The organism is Enterorhabdus sp. P55, assembly GCF_009911695.1.
Taxonomy (GTDB): Bacteria; Actinomycetota; Coriobacteriia; order Coriobacteriales; family Eggerthellaceae; genus Enterorhabdus.
The window spans coordinates 1-17,640 of sequence record NZ_QWKK01000004.1; the positions used below are offsets into that span (position 1 = coordinate 1).

The 17,640-nt window shown below is 58.7% G+C and carries 15 protein-coding genes; 4 read left to right on the forward strand and 11 right to left on the reverse strand.

The annotated features are described in order from the left end of the window. Nucleotides 1-120: 120 nt before the first annotated feature. The 11 genes from D1643_RS00680 to D1643_RS00730 form a co-directional block, all read right to left on the reverse strand. Complete coding sequence (locus tag D1643_RS00680; protein ID WP_370520233.1) at nt 121-1,194, reverse strand: ParB/RepB/Spo0J family partition protein; 1,074 nt, start codon at nt 1,192-1,194, stop codon at nt 121-123. Beyond that, nucleotides 1,187-2,149 carry a ParA family protein gene (locus D1643_RS00685; protein ID WP_370520234.1) on the reverse strand — a complete coding sequence of 321 codons (963 nt, stop codon included), beginning with the start codon at nt 2,147-2,149 and terminating at the stop codon, nt 1,187-1,189. The genes D1643_RS00680 and D1643_RS00685 overlap by 8 nt, the downstream gene beginning before the upstream one ends. A gap of 123 nt (nt 2,150-2,272) precedes the next feature. Continuing rightward, nucleotides 2,273-2,680: an endonuclease domain-containing protein gene (locus D1643_RS00690; RefSeq protein WP_160707650.1), complete on the reverse strand. Its 408-nt coding sequence runs from the start codon at nt 2,678-2,680 to the stop codon at nt 2,273-2,275. 384 nt (nt 2,681-3,064) lie between these two features. Further along, complete coding sequence (rsmG, locus tag D1643_RS00695) at nt 3,065-3,724, reverse strand: 16S rRNA (guanine(527)-N(7))-methyltransferase RsmG (RefSeq protein ID WP_160707652.1); 660 nt, start codon at nt 3,722-3,724, stop codon at nt 3,065-3,067. 142 nt (nt 3,725-3,866) lie between these two features. Next, nucleotides 3,867-4,391 (reverse strand): R3H domain-containing nucleic acid-binding protein, encoded by a 525-nt coding sequence (locus D1643_RS00700; protein WP_160707654.1) that lies wholly within the window; start codon nt 4,389-4,391, stop codon nt 3,867-3,869. 71 nt (nt 4,392-4,462) lie between these two features. Then, nucleotides 4,463-5,242 carry a YidC/Oxa1 family membrane protein insertase gene (locus D1643_RS00705; protein WP_160707656.1) on the reverse strand — a complete coding sequence of 260 codons (780 nt, stop codon included), beginning with the start codon at nt 5,240-5,242 and terminating at the stop codon, nt 4,463-4,465. Between the two features lie 50 nt (nt 5,243-5,292). Next, nucleotides 5,293-5,496 carry a membrane protein insertion efficiency factor YidD gene (yidD, locus tag D1643_RS00710; RefSeq protein ID WP_201750887.1) on the reverse strand — a complete coding sequence of 68 codons (204 nt, stop codon included), beginning with the start codon at nt 5,494-5,496 and terminating at the stop codon, nt 5,293-5,295. 31 nt (nt 5,497-5,527) lie between these two features. Continuing rightward, nucleotides 5,528-5,893: a ribonuclease P protein component gene (gene rnpA, locus D1643_RS00715; protein WP_160707658.1), complete on the reverse strand. Its 366-nt coding sequence runs from the start codon at nt 5,891-5,893 to the stop codon at nt 5,528-5,530. Nucleotides 5,894-5,906: 13 nt separating this feature from the next. Further along, the gene (gene rpmH / locus D1643_RS00720; protein WP_160707660.1) at nt 5,907-6,041 is read right to left on the reverse strand and encodes a 50S ribosomal protein L34; all 135 of its coding nucleotides are present in this window, start codon (nt 6,039-6,041) and stop codon (nt 5,907-5,909) included. A 387-nt stretch (nt 6,042-6,428) separates the two neighbouring features. After that, nucleotides 6,429-8,054, reverse strand: a complete 1,626-nt coding sequence (gene dnaA, locus D1643_RS00725) for a chromosomal replication initiator protein DnaA (protein WP_160707662.1) — start codon at nt 8,052-8,054, stop codon at nt 6,429-6,431. Nucleotides 8,055-8,182: 128 nt separating this feature from the next. Continuing rightward, entirely contained in the window at nt 8,183-9,268 is a 1,086-nt protein-coding gene (locus D1643_RS00730; protein ID WP_160707664.1) for an ATP-binding protein, read from the reverse strand. 723 nt (nt 9,269-9,991) lie between these two features. On the opposite strand from D1643_RS00730, the gene dnaN reads away from it, so the two are divergent. The 4 genes from dnaN to gyrA all read left to right on the forward strand — a co-directional run bounded on the left by dnaN (nt 9,992) and on the right by gyrA (nt 17,205). Continuing rightward, on the forward strand, nt 9,992-11,092 hold the full coding sequence (gene dnaN / locus D1643_RS00735; protein WP_160707666.1) for a DNA polymerase III subunit beta: 1,101 nt from the start codon (nt 9,992-9,994) through the stop codon (nt 11,090-11,092). A gap of 27 nt (nt 11,093-11,119) precedes the next feature. After that, nucleotides 11,120-12,247: a DNA replication/repair protein RecF gene (locus D1643_RS00740; RefSeq protein ID WP_160707668.1), complete on the forward strand. Its 1,128-nt coding sequence runs from the start codon at nt 11,120-11,122 to the stop codon at nt 12,245-12,247. A 227-nt stretch (nt 12,248-12,474) separates the two neighbouring features. Continuing rightward, nucleotides 12,475-14,418: a DNA topoisomerase (ATP-hydrolyzing) subunit B gene (gene gyrB / locus D1643_RS00745; protein WP_160707670.1), complete on the forward strand. Its 1,944-nt coding sequence runs from the start codon at nt 12,475-12,477 to the stop codon at nt 14,416-14,418. 213 nt (nt 14,419-14,631) lie between these two features. Beyond that, a complete protein-coding gene (gyrA, locus tag D1643_RS00750; protein WP_201750889.1) occupies nt 14,632-17,205 on the forward strand; it encodes a DNA gyrase subunit A in 2,574 nt (857 codons plus the stop codon). The last annotated feature ends 435 nt before the right edge of the window (nt 17,206-17,640 follow it).

Below are 17,640 nucleotides of genomic sequence, written 5' to 3' on the forward strand. Positions count from 1 at the left end.
GACTCCGGAGGAATTCCGAAATCAGTCCTTAGCAGCTTAGTCCTTACTAATTCGTCCAAGTTTTGGGACGCAGTTCATTGCTCCGAGGCGTTTCAAAATGTTTCACGTGAAACATTTTTTTTATGAGATGGACGCGAGCAACTCCTCAAACAAGCGGCTCAGCTCCTCTTCGTCCTTGAACTCAATCTCAATCTTATTCCGCCCCTTAGAGGATTTCACGCGCACGTTGGTCTTAAGCACATCGCGGAGCGCTTTAGCCACCTTCTTATACGTCGGAGGCAGAGGCTGGCGAACTGGCATCTCCTCACCTTTAGGACGTCCTGAAAGAAGGCGGGCAAGCGCCTCCGTCTCACGAACGTTGAGGCGTTCCTCCAGAAGCTTGCTGGTCAGCTTCTCACGACCCTCCTGATTGGGAATAGAGAGAATAGCGCGCGCATGACCCGCCGTAATCTTCTCCTCAAACAGCAGCTGCTGGGCATCTTGAGGGAGATCGAGAAGGCGAAGCGCATTGGCGACCGTGGAACGACCCTTCGACATAGCCTGGGCGACATCCGACTGGGTCATGTTCTTGCGCTCCATGAGTCGCCGGTAGCCGTAGGCCTCTTCAATGGGATTGAGGTCAGAACGCTGCACGTTCTCAACCAGAGCCAGCTCAAGGGCACGATCGTCATCCACATCCTTGATGCGGACGGGGATCTTCTCAAGCTTCAAGAGACTGCATGCCTGCCAGCGACGTTCGCCGGCGATGATCTGATATCGGTTGCGACCAAGAGTACGCACGAGAATAGGCTGAAGGAGACCGTCTTTCTCAATAGAGGCCGCAAGCTCCTCGATTTCTTCCCTCTTAAAATGAGTACGAGGCTGATCAGGATTGGGGGTGACCCATTCAATGGGCACCTCATCTACATTACGCGTCGCGATACCCTTGATAGTGATATGCTCAGGCGCCGTTTCCTCGACCTCCATCAGGGCAGGCTGCTCGACTTCCTCATCACGAGCCACAATTGTTTCACGTGAAACATCTCGAGGCTCGAGAATAGGATCATAGGAAGGGATTTCGCCAGGCTCAACCATGACACGCTGGCGAGCGGGATTAGACGGTACGGGGGCAGGAGTGGAGGAACTCTCCTCAAAAGGATCCCCTAGCAGGGAATTCAAACCACGTCCCAGGCCGCTTTTCGTTGCTTTAGCCACGGCTTATCACTTCCTTCGCAAGCTCAATATAGGCGATAGAACCCTTACCCCGAGGTTCGTACTGTGTAATGGGCTGCCCAAAGCTAGGAGCCTCAGACAGCTTCACGGTGCGGGGAATAGGCGTATCAAATACCGCGCGACCAAAATAACCGCGAACTTCGTCCGCCACCTCCACCGACAGCTTTGTGCGGCTATCAAACATAGTCAGCAGCACGCCGTAGATATCCAGGCTTGGATTAAGGCGCGTTTTGACACGTTTCATTGATTCAAGAAGTTTTGTCACACCCTCCAGCGCATAAAACTCGCACTGAATGGGAATGAGCAGCTTGTCGGCAGCCACGAGGGCATTCACCGTCAGAAGACCCAGAGAGGGGGGACAATCGATAAAAATGAAGTCATACTTGCCCCGCATGCTGCCAACAGCATCTTTCAGGCGGTTCTCACGAGCCATTTCGGATACCAGCTCGACCTCAGCGCCAGCCAAGTTGATGGTAGCGGGAGCAACATCCAGTCCAGGACACACATCGGGAATGATGACATCCTCAAGCGGCACGTCGTTAAGAAGCACGTCGTAGATGCAGTTTTCCAGGTTTGCCTTCTCAATGCCCAAGCCACTTGAGGAGTTACCCTGAGGGTCGAGATCAACCAGCAGAACCTGCTTTCCCATCTCACCGAGGGCTGCAGAGAGGTTGATGGCTGTCGTAGACTTCCCCACGCCGCCCTTCTGGTTAATGATAGCGGCGATTTTAGTTTGGCCCACCACATGACGCACTGGCGCCTTATCCTTATAGGACTTGATCTGCTTCTTATCCGACTGATCGACAACCGTAGGAGCAGGTTCTCTTACTACAACCTCGGCATTCTCCACATCGATGCCATCAGAAGTAGAGTCCTCACTTAGTGGGGACTTTTCCTCCTCTGGCTTGTCTCGTTTTAGACCGTCTAACAAGCCCACGTCTAACCCCTTTCTCAAGTCGCTCAGAGTATAGCAAAATGTTTCACGTGAAACATTTTGGGGTGCCTATTAGAAGTTGGGAATGCGAAGTAGCTGACAAGAAATGTTTCACGTGAAACATTTCTAGCTCCTGTTGATGAGTTTACTGAAGTCTAGCTGGAATTGCATCACATCAGGGCGACGACTTTGGGCCTCTCGGTGGATGACCTCGCAAACTCCCTCAAATTCCTGGTCAACCTCACGATTAGAGAAACGTAACTCCTTGATTCCCTGACACTCTAAATAGGTAGTACGAACGCGATCATACGCTAGCCCGCGAGGCTCGTAATGCTGAGAGCCATCGAGTTCAATGCTTAAGTGAAGTCTTCTGCAATAGAAGTCAAGGATATAGTTCCCCATGACCTTCTGCGTCACAAAGGGGAACTCGTAGGAACAGAGAAATTGATACCACAGCTTCCGCTCCTGGCGAGTCATTTCTTTTCGCAGTCGCTTTGCCCGTTCGGACATAATTTGTCTATGGGTCTTTTCCATGGCTTCTCTCCTCTCATCGTAACGATAAGAGAGATAGTAATGCCCCCGGCGACGCCAGGGCAGCATTTGGACGGAGGGGCGTCTGCTCTCATCCCCCTGGGAGCCGCTGCCCCGCGACGAAATGTTTCACGTGAAACATTTCCTCATCTGTTCCCAGCAAATTGTTTCACGTGAAACATTCTGGTCACGTCGGCGCCCTGTCAGAGTGTTTCACGTGAAACATTCCTACCAAGTCGACGCCCCTTCAAATTGTTTCACGTGAAACATTCTCTCTACAACGCTGCCTCATCAAATTGTTTCACGTGAAACATTCCATTTACGTCGACAGCCCTTCTGCAGTGTTTCACGTGAAACAATTTGCCCCCGCGATGCGGGGGCAGGTATTCAGTCTATGAGTGGTTTATGCTGAGCGAGTCCGATACGTCGCGGAAGCTTTACCTTTGGCTTTCCCTCACGCTGATAGAGAAACACCTCCCGATGAGTTTCCCCATCGCTGAGCGTTAGAGATCTCTTCGACACAAAGACCATTCCCACCTTCCGTGCAACCTTTTCCGCATTTTTCTGCTCCTCTGCCGTTGCCTCACCCTTATAGCAGACGAGCGCTCCGCCCTCTTTGAGTAAGGGGGAAGCAAGTTCAAGGAGTGAGGGGAGCTGTGAGAGGGCGCGGGCGGTTAGAACCGAGAATTGACGAGGGCGTTCACAGGCTAAATCCTCTATTCGTCCACTAAAAGTGGAAATCTGATCACTAAGCCCCAAACTTTCAACAGCTTTATCGACAATGGCCACCTTCTTTTTCACTGAATCAACGAGAACAGCTTCTCGGCCCGTCATGATGGCAACGGGGACTCCGGGAAACCCCCCGCCAGTGCCAAGGTCACCATAGAGCCCCTCAGGGGCTTCGTTTATCTCTGGCAGGGCAACGAGTGAATCCTCCACATGGAGAAGCTGGGCTTTCTCCTTTGAGTCAATACGCGTGAGATTGGTCGTCTTATTCGCTTCAAGAATAAGATCGAGATAGCGATCTATGAGTTCAGCTTCACACATCGAGCAACTCCTTCAATCAAAATGTTTCACGTGAAACATTTTGACTCCCTGGCTTGAGAATGTTTCACGTGAAACATTCTACTAAACAAAAAGGCCCGGGGAGCAATCTCCCCGGGCCTTTCCTGATCACCTAAGGCAAAAACTAAACAGGAATAACTACCACATGACGAGCGCTGCCCTCTCCCTCAGAGGCGGTCTCGACACGATCGTCGTCGCGAAGAGCAATGTGAACGATGCGTCGCTCATAGGGGGTCATGGGGCGCAGCTTAATACTGCGACCCTGGCTGGCAGCGCGATTGGCGCTCGTGCGGGCGATGGACTCAAGCTTCTGGCGCTGACGACTCTTATAGCCCTCAACATCGATGACTACCGGATAACGGAAGCCAATGGTGCGCACGGTAATGGCGGACACCAGGAACTGCAGCGCATCAAGGGTCTTACCATGACGACCAATGAGCACCGCCAGATCATCGCCGGTGATGTCCAGAATGAGCTCGCCTTCGTCACCCTCGTACTCGTCAATGGTAACCTCGCCAACGTTAAAGTACTTCAAGATGTCCTGAAGTGCAGCGATGGCCGTATCGGCGATGTTGTCGAGCATCTCATCGGTGATCTCGGGCTCCTGGCTTTCCTCGACAACCTCGGTAACTACGTTCTCTTCTTCCATGGTGTCTCCTTTCATATAAAACAAAAGGAGTGTTTCACGTGAAACACTCCTCCGTCCTACAAAAGATTGATCTAGCGCTTCTTAGTGGGCCGTGGCTTCTTGGCCTTACGAGTGACATTGACCTCAACCGGCTTGACCTCGATGACCTCTTCCTCGGCGGCACGCTGATCAGCACGGCGGCAGATAGCCAGGCTCGCCTGCTGCTGGCCAATGCCAATGAGCGACGAGGTACCCCAGAACAAGAGCACGCCCGCAGGAGACGTCCAAGAGATCCACAACATGAAGAGGCTCATAACACCCGCCATGATGAGGGTCTGATTCTTCTGCTGGGTATTCTCGCTCTTCATCTGCATGAGCACCATCGGCAAGAAGGTAGCGCCGGCAAAGACAATCATCAGCACCAGGTAGGGAACAAATGTTCCAAAACCCTGGGCAAACGCGTCAGATGGCGTCATCGTAAGGTTCGGAACGATGTTGTAGAAGGTGAAGTTGCCCGCCACCTCAGGACGCGCACCCATCTCACGCAGGGTCTGAAACAGCGCGATGAAGATAGGCATCTGCAGCAGCATGGGGACGCAGCCAGCCAGGGGGTTGAACTTAGCGTCGGCGTAGAGCTTCTGCATCTCCTGGGACTGACGAACCTGGTCGTCGGCGTACTTCTGCTGGATGGCCGCGATCTTCGGCTGGATCTTCTGCATCTGGAAGTTCGACTTCGCCTGCTTGTGCATGAGCGGAGCAAGGATGATACGGAAGATGACGGTAACGATGATGATGGCAAGGCCCCAGTCACCGCAGAAGTTGAAGAAGAACTCGATAACGTTGAATATCCAGTCCTTAAATACTTCCCACATGAACATTCCCTTCTATAGCGCAAGAAGGAGCGCCCTGGCTCCGCCCCCTCCTAGGGAACGGGATCGTAGCCATGTGGCCCTCCCGGACGACATCTCATCAGCCTCTTTGCCGTCAGCACGAATCCCTTGCGAAACCCGTAGCGCCGGAAGGCCGTCAACCCGTACTCCGAGCACGTGGGAACGAAGCGGCAGCAGGAGGGAAAGAGGGGCGATAGAGCCGCCCGATAGAACAAGATGAGACCAATGGCGATCATAGAGGGCACACGCACAAGCGCCCTACGCACCTTATCCACGCTTCTCCTCCACGGCACCCAGGCATGAGTGAGCAACCGCCTTGTCACACGCCTTTAGCACTTTACTATAAGACGCATCGGTAAGTGATGACTTCGCGAGAAATATCACATCGTAGCCGGGCCACGGGCCGCCGAGCGCGCGGCAGACTTCCCTCATGCGGCGTTTGGAGGAGTTGCGCCATACGGCGTTACCCAGCTTCTTCCCCGCAATAAAAGCGACACGACCCTGGAGGTCGTGTCGCGATGCCCTTGGCGATTTCCCCTCCCCACCGATGATAAGCGTAAGGTAGGGAGTTTTCAGGCGCCTCCCCGTGGAGAAGAGGTGTGATATGTCTGCGCTGGATTTGATGGTATCCAACGGACTCCTCCGACTAGACGCAGAGGCGCTTGCGGCCCTTCGCGCGACGAGCAGAGAGCACGGCACGGCCGGCCTTGGTGGACATACGGGCACGGAAGCCATGGCACTTGGCGCGCTTACGGGTATTGGGCTGGTAGGTGCGTTTCATCGTCTTTTCCCTTTCATATTCAAAAGAATAGCCTCAAGACTATACACCGGGTGAAATAGGCTGTCAACGGCGCTTTCTTCTCAATGCCTAAAAATCGGGAGAGCTGCGAGGAGGGGGGGGTGGGGATGGAAGAAGCGCTCCCGCCCTCATCATGGCAGCAAGAATAAGAGAAGGGTGAGGAATAACAATAATAATAACGGCGGTTGAATGGTTGAAAACCAAAGAAATGCCTGGTGGGGGAAGAGAAACGGTTAGTTTTGGCGGTTGAGGAAACGTAGGTGCTTTCCACAGGTATTTATCGCTTTGATTATCAGTGAACGTGCGCTGTGGAAAAGGAAGGGGTTTATGAGCCGGATATCCTCAGGTTATCCGGCTCATAACAGGAGGCTAGATCTCGCGGATGATCTGGGTGAGGGTCTCGATCTCCTCCTGGACCTCGCGCTGCTTCATCATTTCCTCGACCTGCTTCACCGCGTGCAGGACGGTGCTGTGGTCGCGGTTGAACTTCTCCCCGATGGCGTTAAACGGCACGTCGAGTATCTGGCGGCACAGGTACATGGCAATCTGACGCGGGTAGGTAATTTGGCGCGCGCGACTCTTTCCCACGAGGTCGGAGTGCTTGACCTTGAAGAAGGCCTCGACCTCCTTCTGAATATCCTCGATAGAGAGGTTGCGAGAGGCGCCGCCTGAGAAGTGGTTCTCGAGGAGCGAGCGCACATCGGCCACGGAGAAGTTGGGCTGCTGGAGGACGGTCATCTGGTAGATGACCTTGGTGACGGCGCCCTTGAGCTCGCGGATGTTGGAGCTGGAGTTCTCCGCGATGTACATCTGGACATCCTGGGGGATGGAGAAGTGCTCAAGTCCCTCGGTGCGGCAGTACTCGTCGATGAACGACTTGACGATGCCGAGCTTGGTCTCGATCTCCGGCGGTTGGATGTCGACCGTGCCCCCCTGGCTGAAGCGCGAGTGATAGCGCTCGTCGATGTCGATGTTCTTAGGCGCGCGGTCGGCGGAGAGGATAATCTGCTTACGCTGATTGATGAGGCTGTTGAAGATCTGAAACACGATGTCGAGCGTCTGCTTTTTGCCCTGGAGGTACTGGATATCGTCGATGAGGAGTACGTCGGCCTCTTCGTAACGGGCCTTGAAGTTCTTGTAGCTCGATTTCTCCTTGTCATGCGCCGCGCCGGCTTCCATGTAGTCGGTGAGCATATCGGACGAGTCTACGTAGACCGTGCGCAGCTGCGGCTGGGTCTCGCGGATGTAGTTTTGGATGGCGAACATGAGGTGGGTCTTGCCCAAGCCGCTCTTACCGTAGATGAACAGCGGGTTAAGGGGGCCGTGTCCCGGCTGCTCAGCCACGTTGAGCGCCATAGAGTACGCCATGCGGTTGGAGTCACCGATGACGAAGTTCTCGAAGGTGAGGGTGGAAGAGGGTCCCTCGGCCGCGCCGCCCGCAGCGTTCGCGCAGGGGGCGGCTCCGGGAGCGGGAAAGTCGAGCGGCGGCAGGGCGCGCGCATCCTCGCCGCGCTCGGCGGGTGGATAGTAGGTGGCAGCCTGGTCGGGCAGGGAGGCGCCCATGCCAGGAACGATCGCGGGGGAGGCCTGCGTGGGAAGGGGATCGGCCGGGCGCGCCTCGATGACTGGCGCGGCCGAGGGACCCGGCGTGGCCGAGGAGCTGGCCACGGTCTGGACGGCGCCTGCCGTGGAGACGCCGGAGGGACCGGTGGCCGCGGCGCTGGCCGCAGAACCCGGGTCGACTTCGATGATGACGGTGAAGGGTATGCCGCCATGCAGCTGGGAGAGCGCGCGGCGGATGGCATCGAGGTAATGGCGCTCAACCCAGGATTTGATGAAGTCGTTATCTGAGGTGAGCATGAGGAATCCCTCGCTCAGGGCCTGGGGCTGGAGGCGGTAGAAGAAGGCCTTGAACTGGGAGGGCTCCACTCCCTCGTAGCTGCAGACGAGGTTGCAGACCTCATTCCAGTTCTCGTTGAGTTTCACGCTGTCCATAGGTCTTCCTCTTCCTGCGCAGCGCCGCGGCGCTTGTTCCTGCCTGGTTCACCCGCGAGCGGGCTACCATTGTATATAAGTAAGGGTCGCCGAGCTCATAAGCCCCGCGATACGGCGGTCTCCGGCCGCTAGAGCCCCTGGACCACTGCAGCCCCCATGTCGGTGAGGCGCCTCTTTTTGTTCTGCCCCTTCACCACGAGTGCCGCCTGCTCGAGTTTCTCAAGAATGTTGTGGACGCTCGACTGGGCTACCTCGAGGTACTTGGATATATCGGTGACCCCCAGCTCGCCATCCTGGTAGAGCAGGCGAAGAACGTCCTGCTCACGATCGGAAAGCGGGGGTACGGGAATCTGGGGATGCCTTGTGGTGGGAACCACGGCGTAGCTCTGGGTGGGTACGCCGCCCATCGCGGCCAACTGCTGCGGGGGAATGGCGTTTCCGTAGGCGTCGAAGGCTGGCGCGGGCTGGGCGTAGCCGCCATGGTAGGGGTCTGCGGGCGCCGTGCCATAAGCCGCCGCGCCGTAGGTCTGAGCTGGTGCGCCGTAGCCTCCGCCTGGCTGCTGCAAGGGCATCGTCGGCTGCGGTGCGGGCATGGCGTATCCACCCGCCGGCTGCTGCAGGGGCTGCGCGGGCTGTTGGGCCGGCCATCCGCCGGCTCCCAGCATGGGAGGCACCGAGGGGTTGGGCGTAACGCTGATGGTAACCACCGAGCCTTGCCCCAGGTTATCCTCGATGGAGATGTTGCCATGGGATATGTCCAGGTAATCCCGCACGATGGGCAGCCCGGAGCCGACGCCGCGAATGTACTTCTTCATAGGCTCGACGGCTGACGAGAAGCCGGGCTTCTGGGCCTGGTCTTTGAAGGGGATGCCCGGCCCCTGATCGGCGAAGCGAATGGTGTTGCCGCGGTCGAGCACGGAGACGACGATCTCGCGGAATCGCGCATGGATGAAGTTCTCCGACACCTCGCGAATAACCGTGTAGGGGATGGTTCCGCCAGCCTGCTGCGCCTCGCGGTAGATGGTCGATGCCAGGTTCTCGATGTACTGCGTCGTGCCCGCAGGCTCAACCTCCACTACCCGCGGGGCGCTGCGCAGGTCGTCGTAGAGGGCGATACGCGCGGTGGTGTGGACGAAGGTGAAGTCAAACCCGTAGGGATCCTCGGTGGGGAGGGATTCCACGGGGTTATGTGATTCAGCGTTATTCAAGGTCATTCCAATTTTTCTTCGATTATTCAGCGTTTTCAGGAAATTCCAAGGGCATTTTAACGTTATTCACCGACCTAAATCTAGCCCACCTGCGGTTTCAGTGGATGAAAAGCAGCGAATTCAGCTTTTCAGGAAAGTTCAGTCATATCTGACCTGCTGTTTTCAGAGTTATCAACAATTTATTCATCAAAAGTGGAAAACGCTGAAAACTATGAATTCCAGATTCTTGAAAACCTGTTCGCGTGGTGAAAAACTAGGGAAGAATTTGCTTGACTTTTAAGGCATTTGCGTTTCGCCAGGTTAATTGAGAAGGGGTTTCGAGGAAGCGCTCCTTTGTTCGCCCCTTTGGCGGAAAAGTGGGCGTGAGGTGGCTCTCAACCGATGGAGGTTTTGTAAAACACCAGGTAAACAGCTAATTTTCAGTTTTTCATAAAAGGGCGACGGCTTTTGCTCCGAAGAAACAAACCATGACGCCCCTTGAGATTTGCACCGGCTTTGACGAAGGAAGGCCAGCGTAAGCCCTTGTTCGGCAAAGTTTTCAACATTTTCCACAATGCTCTTGGAAAAAACAGTGGAAAACTCCGAGCATCTCGCCGAAGAGGAAGGGAAGCACGCGCCGCGCGGCCTTCGGGGGCGGTCGTCATTGTCTATAATGACCGATATTCCGAAAGATATTCACCACCCCTCTGCCTCTGAGCCGAGGGGTGGAGCGCGAGGGAAGAGGACGCCTTGAAATTCAGCATCAATCGCACGGAACTGCAGAACGCCATCTCCATCGTCTTGAAGGGCGTGTCCACGCGCTCGACGCTGCCGGTGCTCTCGGGCATCCTCATTGAGGCGCGCGGCGATAAGATCACCCTCCAGGCGACCGACCTGGAGCTCTCCATTCAATACTCGGTGGCTGCCCTCGTCGAGGAGGAGGGCAAGGCCGTGGTTCCCGGCAAGCTGTTCTCGGACATCGTGAAGAACCTTCCCGATGCAGCGGTGCATGTGGACGCCGGGGAGGATCAGGCGTTCATCACCTGTGACACCTCGTCGTTCTCTATCAAGGCCCTCAACTACGAGGATTTCCCCGGCTTCCCGTCGGTTGACGTGACCCAGCGCATCGAAGTCCCCTTCGCCCAGTTCTCCTCCATGGTTCGCCGTGTTGCGCGCGTGGTCTCGAAGGATGAGAGCCGCGCCATCCTCACCGGTGTGCTCATCACGCTTGAGGAGGGCCTGTTGCGCATGGTGGCCACGGACTCCTATCGTCTGGCCATCACCGAGGCAGAGCTGGAGGAGTCTTCGGCCGATCCCTTCCAGGCTGTCATCTCGGGCAGCTTCTTGCAGGAGATTGCGTCGCTTCCCAAGACCGAGTCTCCGGTGACGCTGGCGTTGGCGGAGAATCAGATCGTCGTGACCTGCGAGGATACGGTGTTCATCAACCGCCGTATCGAGGGGAACTTCCCCAACTACAAGCAGCTGCTGCCTGACGCCTACGTCACGCGTGCCACGTTGGAGGTCGATCGCCTGATGGCCAGCGTCAAGCGCGCCTCCATTCTGGGAACCGGCTCCACTCCGGTGCGGTTCGACCTGAACGCCGCCTCGCAGACGGCGCAGATCTCGGCGGCGTCGCAAGACGTGGGGTCGGCTCAGGAGACGCTGACCTGCGAGATTGAGGGCGAGGACGTGGAGATTGCCTTCAACTATGCCTATGTGCTGGATGGGTTGCAGTCGGTGGGCACCGAGCGCGTGTACCTGGAAGCGCAGTCGTCGATGAAGCCGGGTATCTTCCGCGCTGAGGCGCCGGAGAACTTCCTGTACCTGGTCATGCCCGTGCGCCTGTCCTAAGACAGCGTCGGCCCGAGGCCGCCACCCATGACGTTGAGCATCCAGAGCATAGCGTTCCGTGACTTTCGGAGCTACGACCAGCTGCGTCTTGGCAGCCTAGGCCCCCTGACGGTGTTTGTCGGGCCGAACGCGGTGGGCAAGACGAACATCGTCGAGGGGATTCAGCTCCTGACTGCGCTCGCCTCGTTTCGCCATCCCACCATCGAGCAGATGGTGCGCCACGGCGCGGCGGCGGCCCGGCTGAGCGCTCATGTGAGCGATGGGAGTCGCGAGCTTGATGTCGATTTGCGCCTAGAGGGTCACACCAAACGCTACTCTCTCAACGGGAAGGCCAAGAAGACGGCTGATCTGAAGGGGCTTGTTCCCTCGGTAACGTTCACGCCGGACGACCTCGATTTGGTGAAGGGGTCGATGAGCGTGCGCCGCAAGGCCCTTGATGCGCTGGGGTCGCAGCTCTCGGCCAACTACTACCTCATCCTCAAAGATTACGAGAAGGTGCTCCACTATAAGAATCGCCTGCTCAAGGAAGAGGCATCAGAGGTGATGATCGACAGCATCGACGAGATGCTGGTGACTGTGGGAGCGCAGCTCTCCTGCTACCGCGCGTCGCTCTTCGCGCGACTTGAGCCTCAGATAGCCCGGCGCTACGGCGAAATAGCCGGGAGCGCCGAGAAGCTGCGCGCGACTTACCGCCCCTCATGGGATGACGGCCGCGCGGGCGCCGCCCCTGAGCCAGGCGCAGACTGGGGAGAACTCACCCGGGATGCCGCGCGCGCCGCCCTCGAAGAGGCCCTCGTCGGACGTCGGGCCGAGGAGCGCGCCCGGCGGCGCGCAGTCGTCGGGCCCCATGGCGATACGATCAGCTTCTCCATCGACGGAATGGATGCGACGCTCTACGGAAGCCAAGGCCAGCAGCGCTCGGTGGTGCTGGCTTGCAAGCTGGCGGAGGCGGCTGTGATCGAGGAGGTACTCGATCAGAAGCCGGTACTTCTCCTTGACGATGTGATGAGCGAGCTCGATGAGGCTCGGCGCTCCGCGCTCGTCTCCTATATATCAGACGACGTACAGACCTTCATCACCACGGCAAACCTTGCCTACTTCGATGAGCGGATGCTGAGCGCGGCTCAAGTGGTGTCTCTACCAATTGCTGAATAAGCGCCGATCTAAGCACTTGTTTTTATTGTGAATCGATACCAATAGAGGAAAAGTAGAGAAACCCGCCTTAGAACGGCTTAAAACAGCGTCTATGAGCGGTTATGAGCGTTTTTACCTATATCAATATGATAGAATCAGTCAGATTCCGCCTTATAGCCGATTCTACAGGCCTCGTCCTGGGTTGCAAGGCGCCTGAAACCCTCTCTATCTGGAAAAGGAGCGTGTCAGTGGCGAGTAAACCAGATCACTATGATGGTTCTGACATTCAAGTCCTGGAAGGCCTCGAGGCCGTGCGCAAACGTCCGGGCATGTATATTGGATCGACGGGCCCGCGCGGCTTGCACCACCTGGTCTACGAGGTAGTCGACAACTCCGTCGACGAGGCCCTTGCGGGCTACTGCGATACCATCGAGGTGTGGATTCATCCCGACAACTCAATCACCGTCGCGGATAACGGCCGCGGCATTCCCGTGGACAAGCACCCCAAGGAGAAGATTCCCACCGTCGAGGTGGTTCTCACCATCCTGCACGCCGGCGGCAAGTTCGGCGGCGAAGGCTATAAGGTGTCCGGCGGCCTGCACGGCGTGGGCGTGTCGGTGGTGAATGCGCTCTCCACGCGCGTCGAGGTGTGCGTCAAGCGCGACGGCAAGGAATACGCCATCGATTTCGACCACGGCAAGACGGCCACCAAGCTCCATGAGATTGGCAAGGCGAAGGGCACCGGCACCAAGACCACCTTCTGGCCCGACCCGGAGATCTTCACCGAGACCACCATCTACGATTACGACACCCTGGCTAACCGCTTCCGCGAGATGTCCTTCCTCAACAAGGGGCTCAAGATCATCTTCCACGATGAGCGCGTGACCGACGCGGAGGGCAACCCGCGCACCGAGGTGTTCCAGGCCCTAGGCGGCATCGTCGACTTCGTGAAGTACCTCAACGAGGGCAAGGAAACGCTCAACAAGCCCGTGTACTTCGAGGCGGAGAACGCTGACGGTACAGTGGAGGTGGCCCTGCAGTGGTCGACCTCGTATTCCACTACGTCGGTGCTTGCCTTCGCCAACAACATCAACACCCACGAGGGCGGCACGCACCTGGATGGCTTCAAGCAGGCCATCACCCGCACCATCAACGACTACGCGCGCGCGAAGGGCCTCCTCAAGGAGAAGGACTCCAATCTCTCCGGCGAGGACGCCCGCGAGGGCCTGGCCGCCATCATCTCCGTGAAGCTGCATGACCCGCAGTTCGAGGGTCAGACCAAGACGAAGCTCGGCAACACTGAGATCCGTCCGCTCGTGCAGAACGCGGTCACCCGCGGCCTGGCCGAGTACCTGGAAGAGAACCCGACGCCGGCCAAGCGCATCGTCGGTAAGGCGACCCAGGCGCTCAAGGCCCGCGAGGCGGCCCGCAAGGCGCGCGAGATGACGCGTCGTAAGAACGTGCTCGACTCCTTCGCGCTGCCGGGCAAGCTGGCGGACTGCTCGTCGAAGGAAGCCTCGCTCTCCGAGATCTTCATCGTAGAGGGCGACTCCGCAGGTGGCTCGGCCAAGCAGGCTCGCGACCGCAAGTTCCAGGCGATCCTGCCCCTGCGTGGCAAGATTCTCAACGTGGAACGCGCAGGCCTTCATCGCTCGCTGTCTTCGGAGACCATCAGCTCGCTCATCACGGCCATCGGCACCAATATCGGCGAGGACTTCGACGCCGACAAGGCGCGGTATCACCGCATCATCATCATGACCGATGCTGACGTGGACGGCGCGCACATCCGCTGCCTGCTGCTCACGTTCTTCTACCGCTACATGCCCGAGCTCATCAACCGCGGCTACATCTACATCGCGCAGCCGCCTATCTTCGGCATCAAGAAGAAGAACTCGCGCAATCCTAAGATTGAGCGCTACATCTACGACGAGAAGGCGCTGTCCTCCACCCTGGCGGAGTACGACGATCCCGGCAAGTACGATGTGCAGCGCTACAAGGGCCTCGGCGAGATGGATCCCGAGCAGCTGTGGGAAACCACCATGGAGCCGGCCACCCGCACGCTTTTGCAGGTGAACATCGACGATGCCGTCGAGGCTGAGCGCGTGGTGAGCGAGCTCATGGGCGACCAGGTGGAGCCCCGTAAGGAATTCATTCAGAAGCACGCGCGTGACGTGCGCTTCCTGGACATCTAAGGAGGCCCCGTGTCTGACGAGAACAACGAGATCAACGACGGCCTGAGCACGGACGACGACAGCCTGGACAGGCTGCTCGACCGCGCCGAGGAGGACTTCGAGGACATCGACGAGGAAGAGGAGGGCGACGAGGACGCCGAGCAGGCAAGCGCATCGTCCACCGTGGAGGAATACGCTTCCGAAGAGGACATCGCCCGCTCGATGCTGAAGGACATGCCCAACCCGCACGGTTCCATCATCGAGGGCGCCAACGGCGGCGAGGGCACCACGGTGCGCGCGGCCTACCTGGGCAAGGAGATGCAGACTTCCTTCCTTGAGTACTCCATGAGCGTTATCGTCTCGCGCGCGCTGCCAGACGTGCGCGATGGCCTGAAGCCGGTACACCGCCGCATCCTCTACGCCATGAACGAGTCGGGCTACACCCCGACCAAGCCGCACATGAAGTCGGCCCGTACCGTCGGCGACGTGATCGGCAAGTACCACCCGCACGGCGACAGCGCGGTGTATGACACCATGGTGCGCTTGGCTCAGCCGTTCAGCCTGCGCCTTCCCCTGATCGACGGCCACGGCAACTTCGGCTCCATCGACGGTGACTCCGCCGCTGCCATGCGTTACACCGAGGCGCGCCTGGACAAGGCGGCCATGGAGCTCCTGCGCGACCTGGACAAGGAGACGGTCGACTTTCAGCCGAACTACGATGAGTCGCTCCAGGAGCCCAAGGTCCTGCCGGCCCGCTTCCCCAACCTGCTGGTCAACGGCTCCAACGGCATCGCCGTCGGCATGGCCACCAACATCCCGCCTCACAACCTGGGCGAGACCATCGAGGCCACGTGCCTGATGCTCGACAACCCGGATGTCACCACCGAGGAGCTGATGGAGGCCCTGCCTGGTCCCGACTTCCCCACCGGCGGCATCATCATGGGCAAGAAGGGCATCATCGACGCCTACGAGACGGGCCATGGCAACATTACCGTGCGTGCCAAGTGCGAGATCGAGGAGAAGAAGAACGGGCGCTCCGCCATCGTGGTGAAGGAGATTCCCTACCAGGTGAACCGCAAGCGCCTGCTGGAGAAGCTCGGCGAGCTCGTGCGTGATAAGAAGCTGCCCGAGATCAGCAACATCCACGACGCGGCCGACCGCCACGGCATCGACATCATCATCGACCTCAAGCAGAACGCCATCCCGCAGGTGGTGCTGAACAAGCTGTTCAAGCATACGCAGCTGCAGGTGGGATTCGGCATCAACATGCTGGCGCTGGTGGACAACAGCCCCCGGGTGCTCTCGCTCAAGGAGATCCTGTTCTACTACATCGAGCACCAGAAGGACGTCATCCTGCGGCGCACGCGCTACGAGCTGGCTCGAGCCGAGGAGCGCGCCCATATTCTCGAGGGCTACATCATCGCGCTCGACAACATCGATGAGGTCATCTCCATCATCCGCTCGTCGGAGACTGACAAGGAAGCCGCCAAGCGCCTGACCGAGCGCTTCGGGCTCTCGAAGAAGCAGACCGACGCCATCCTCGAGATGCGCCTGCGCCGCCTGACCGGCCTGGAGCGCACCAAGATCGAGGAAGAGCTGGCTGAGCTGCGCGAGAAGATCGCCTACTACAAGCGCGTGCTCTCCGATGAATCCCTTGTGCGAGACATCATCAAGGAGGAGCTGCGCGACATCAAGAAGCGCTACGGCAACGTGCGCCGCACCCGCATCACCGGTGAGGCCAAGGACATCGACGTCGAGGATCTTATCGCTGACGAGAACATGGTGGTCACCATGACGAAGGCGGGCTACATCAAGCGCCTGCCCGTCACCACCTACCGCCAGCAGAAGCGCGGCGGCAAGGGCATGCAGGGAGTGAACCTCAAGGACTCCGATTTCGTGGAGCACCTGTTCGTTGCTTCGACCCACTCCTACATGCTGTTCTTCTCCACCGCCGGCAAGGTGTACCGCCTGAAGGTGTACGACATCCCCGAGGCATCGCGCCACGCCCGCGGCACGGCCATCGTGAACCTGCTGCCGCTGGCGAAGGGCGAGACCATCTCGGCCGTCATTGCCACCAAGGAGTTCCCGAAGGACGAGTTCCTCATGTTCGCCACCGCGCAGGGCATGGTGAAGAAGACGTCCATGGACCTGTACGACCGCACCCGCCGCGACGGCCTCATCGCCATCAACCTCAAGGACGACGATGAGCTGATCGCCGTGCGCCGTGTGGCCAAGGACGAGCGCGTCATCATGGTGTCGAGCGCCGGCAAGGCCATCATGTGGAGCGAGGACGAGGTGCGCGCCATGGGTCGCGACACCATGGGCGTGCGCGGCATGAACGTGCCGGCCGATGCTCATGTGCTGGGCATGGAGATCGCGCGACCCGGCACCGATCTGTTCGTCATCACCGAGAAGGGCTTCGGCAAGCGCACGAAGATCGAGGAGTACCCCGAGCACCATCGCGGCGGCCAGGGCGTGTACACCATCACCATGACTCACAAGAAGGGCCTGCTCGCGGTGATGAAGATCGTCGGGCCTGAGGATGAGATCATGATCGTGTCCGAGGAGGGAGTTATCGTGCGCACCCCGGTCGAGGGCATCTCCGAGCTGGGGCGCTCGACCCAGGGCGTGATGGTCATGCGCGTGGCTGACAAGGACCGCGTGACGGCCGTGGCCATCTCAAGCACCGGCAAGAAGCGCAAGGCCAAGCCGGGCGCGGACATCGACGAGGATCAGATGGCGCTGCTAGAGGCCGAGTCTGAGACCGGCGTCCTCGGCGAGGACGACCTGGACGACCTGGAGGAGTAGCGCACTGCGGCGAAAGCGCCGGCTGACGGCGCTGCGAGTAGCGAGAAAAGCCCCGAAGGAGGATCTTCGGGGCTTTTTTTGTGAGTGGGTGGGGCGGTGAGGGCGGCAGGTGGTGGAAGGTTGGCGCCGGGTGGTGGTTGGAGGGCGGCTGCCGGGCGGGTGTGGCCGGCGGCGAGGGCGGACGCCACGGCGAGGGCGACGGTCTACAGGCGGGCACCGGACGACGGTTGCCGGGTGCCGGCGGCGCGGGCGCTGGGGGCCGGGTGCCGCACTGCGCCGGGTGGTGATTGATCGGCGGGAGCGGTTGTGAGCGTCTGGTGGTTGGCCGGCGGCGTGTGGTTGAATGTTTCACGTGAAACATTCAACCATGGCTAACTTTCTTGCGCGCCAAAGGGCGATTTACCGACGTGGCGGCGGTGTGACGTTGTGGAGGCG

Excerpts from the sequence above, each read along its gene's own strand:
- D1643_RS00690 (WP_160707650.1), bottom strand. The coding sequence starts at position 2,680 with ATGGAAAAGACCCATAGACAAATTATGTCCGAACGGGCAAAGCGACTG.
- rsmG (WP_160707652.1), bottom strand. The coding sequence starts at position 3,724 with ATGTGTGAAGCTGAACTCATAGATCGCTATCTCGATCTTATTCTTGAA.
- D1643_RS00700 (WP_160707654.1), bottom strand. The coding sequence starts at position 4,391 with ATGGAAGAAGAGAACGTAGTTACCGAGGTTGTCGAGGAAAGCCAGGAG.
- D1643_RS00705 (WP_160707656.1), bottom strand. The coding sequence starts at position 5,242 with ATGTGGGAAGTATTTAAGGACTGGATATTCAACGTTATCGAGTTCTTC.
- yidD (WP_201750887.1), bottom strand. The coding sequence starts at position 5,496 with ATGATCGCCATTGGTCTCATCTTGTTCTATCGGGCGGCTCTATCGCCC.
- rpmH (WP_160707660.1), bottom strand. The coding sequence starts at position 6,041 with ATGAAACGCACCTACCAGCCCAATACCCGTAAGCGCGCCAAGTGCCAT.
- dnaA (WP_160707662.1), bottom strand. The coding sequence starts at position 8,054 with ATGGACAGCGTGAAACTCAACGAGAACTGGAATGAGGTCTGCAACCTC.
- D1643_RS00730 (WP_160707664.1), bottom strand. The coding sequence starts at position 9,268 with ATGACCTTGAATAACGCTGAATCACATAACCCCGTGGAATCCCTCCCC.
- D1643_RS00740 (WP_160707668.1), top strand. The coding sequence starts at position 11,120 with ATGACGTTGAGCATCCAGAGCATAGCGTTCCGTGACTTTCGGAGCTAC.
- gyrA (WP_201750889.1), top strand. The coding sequence starts at position 14,632 with ATGCCCAACCCGCACGGTTCCATCATCGAGGGCGCCAACGGCGGCGAG.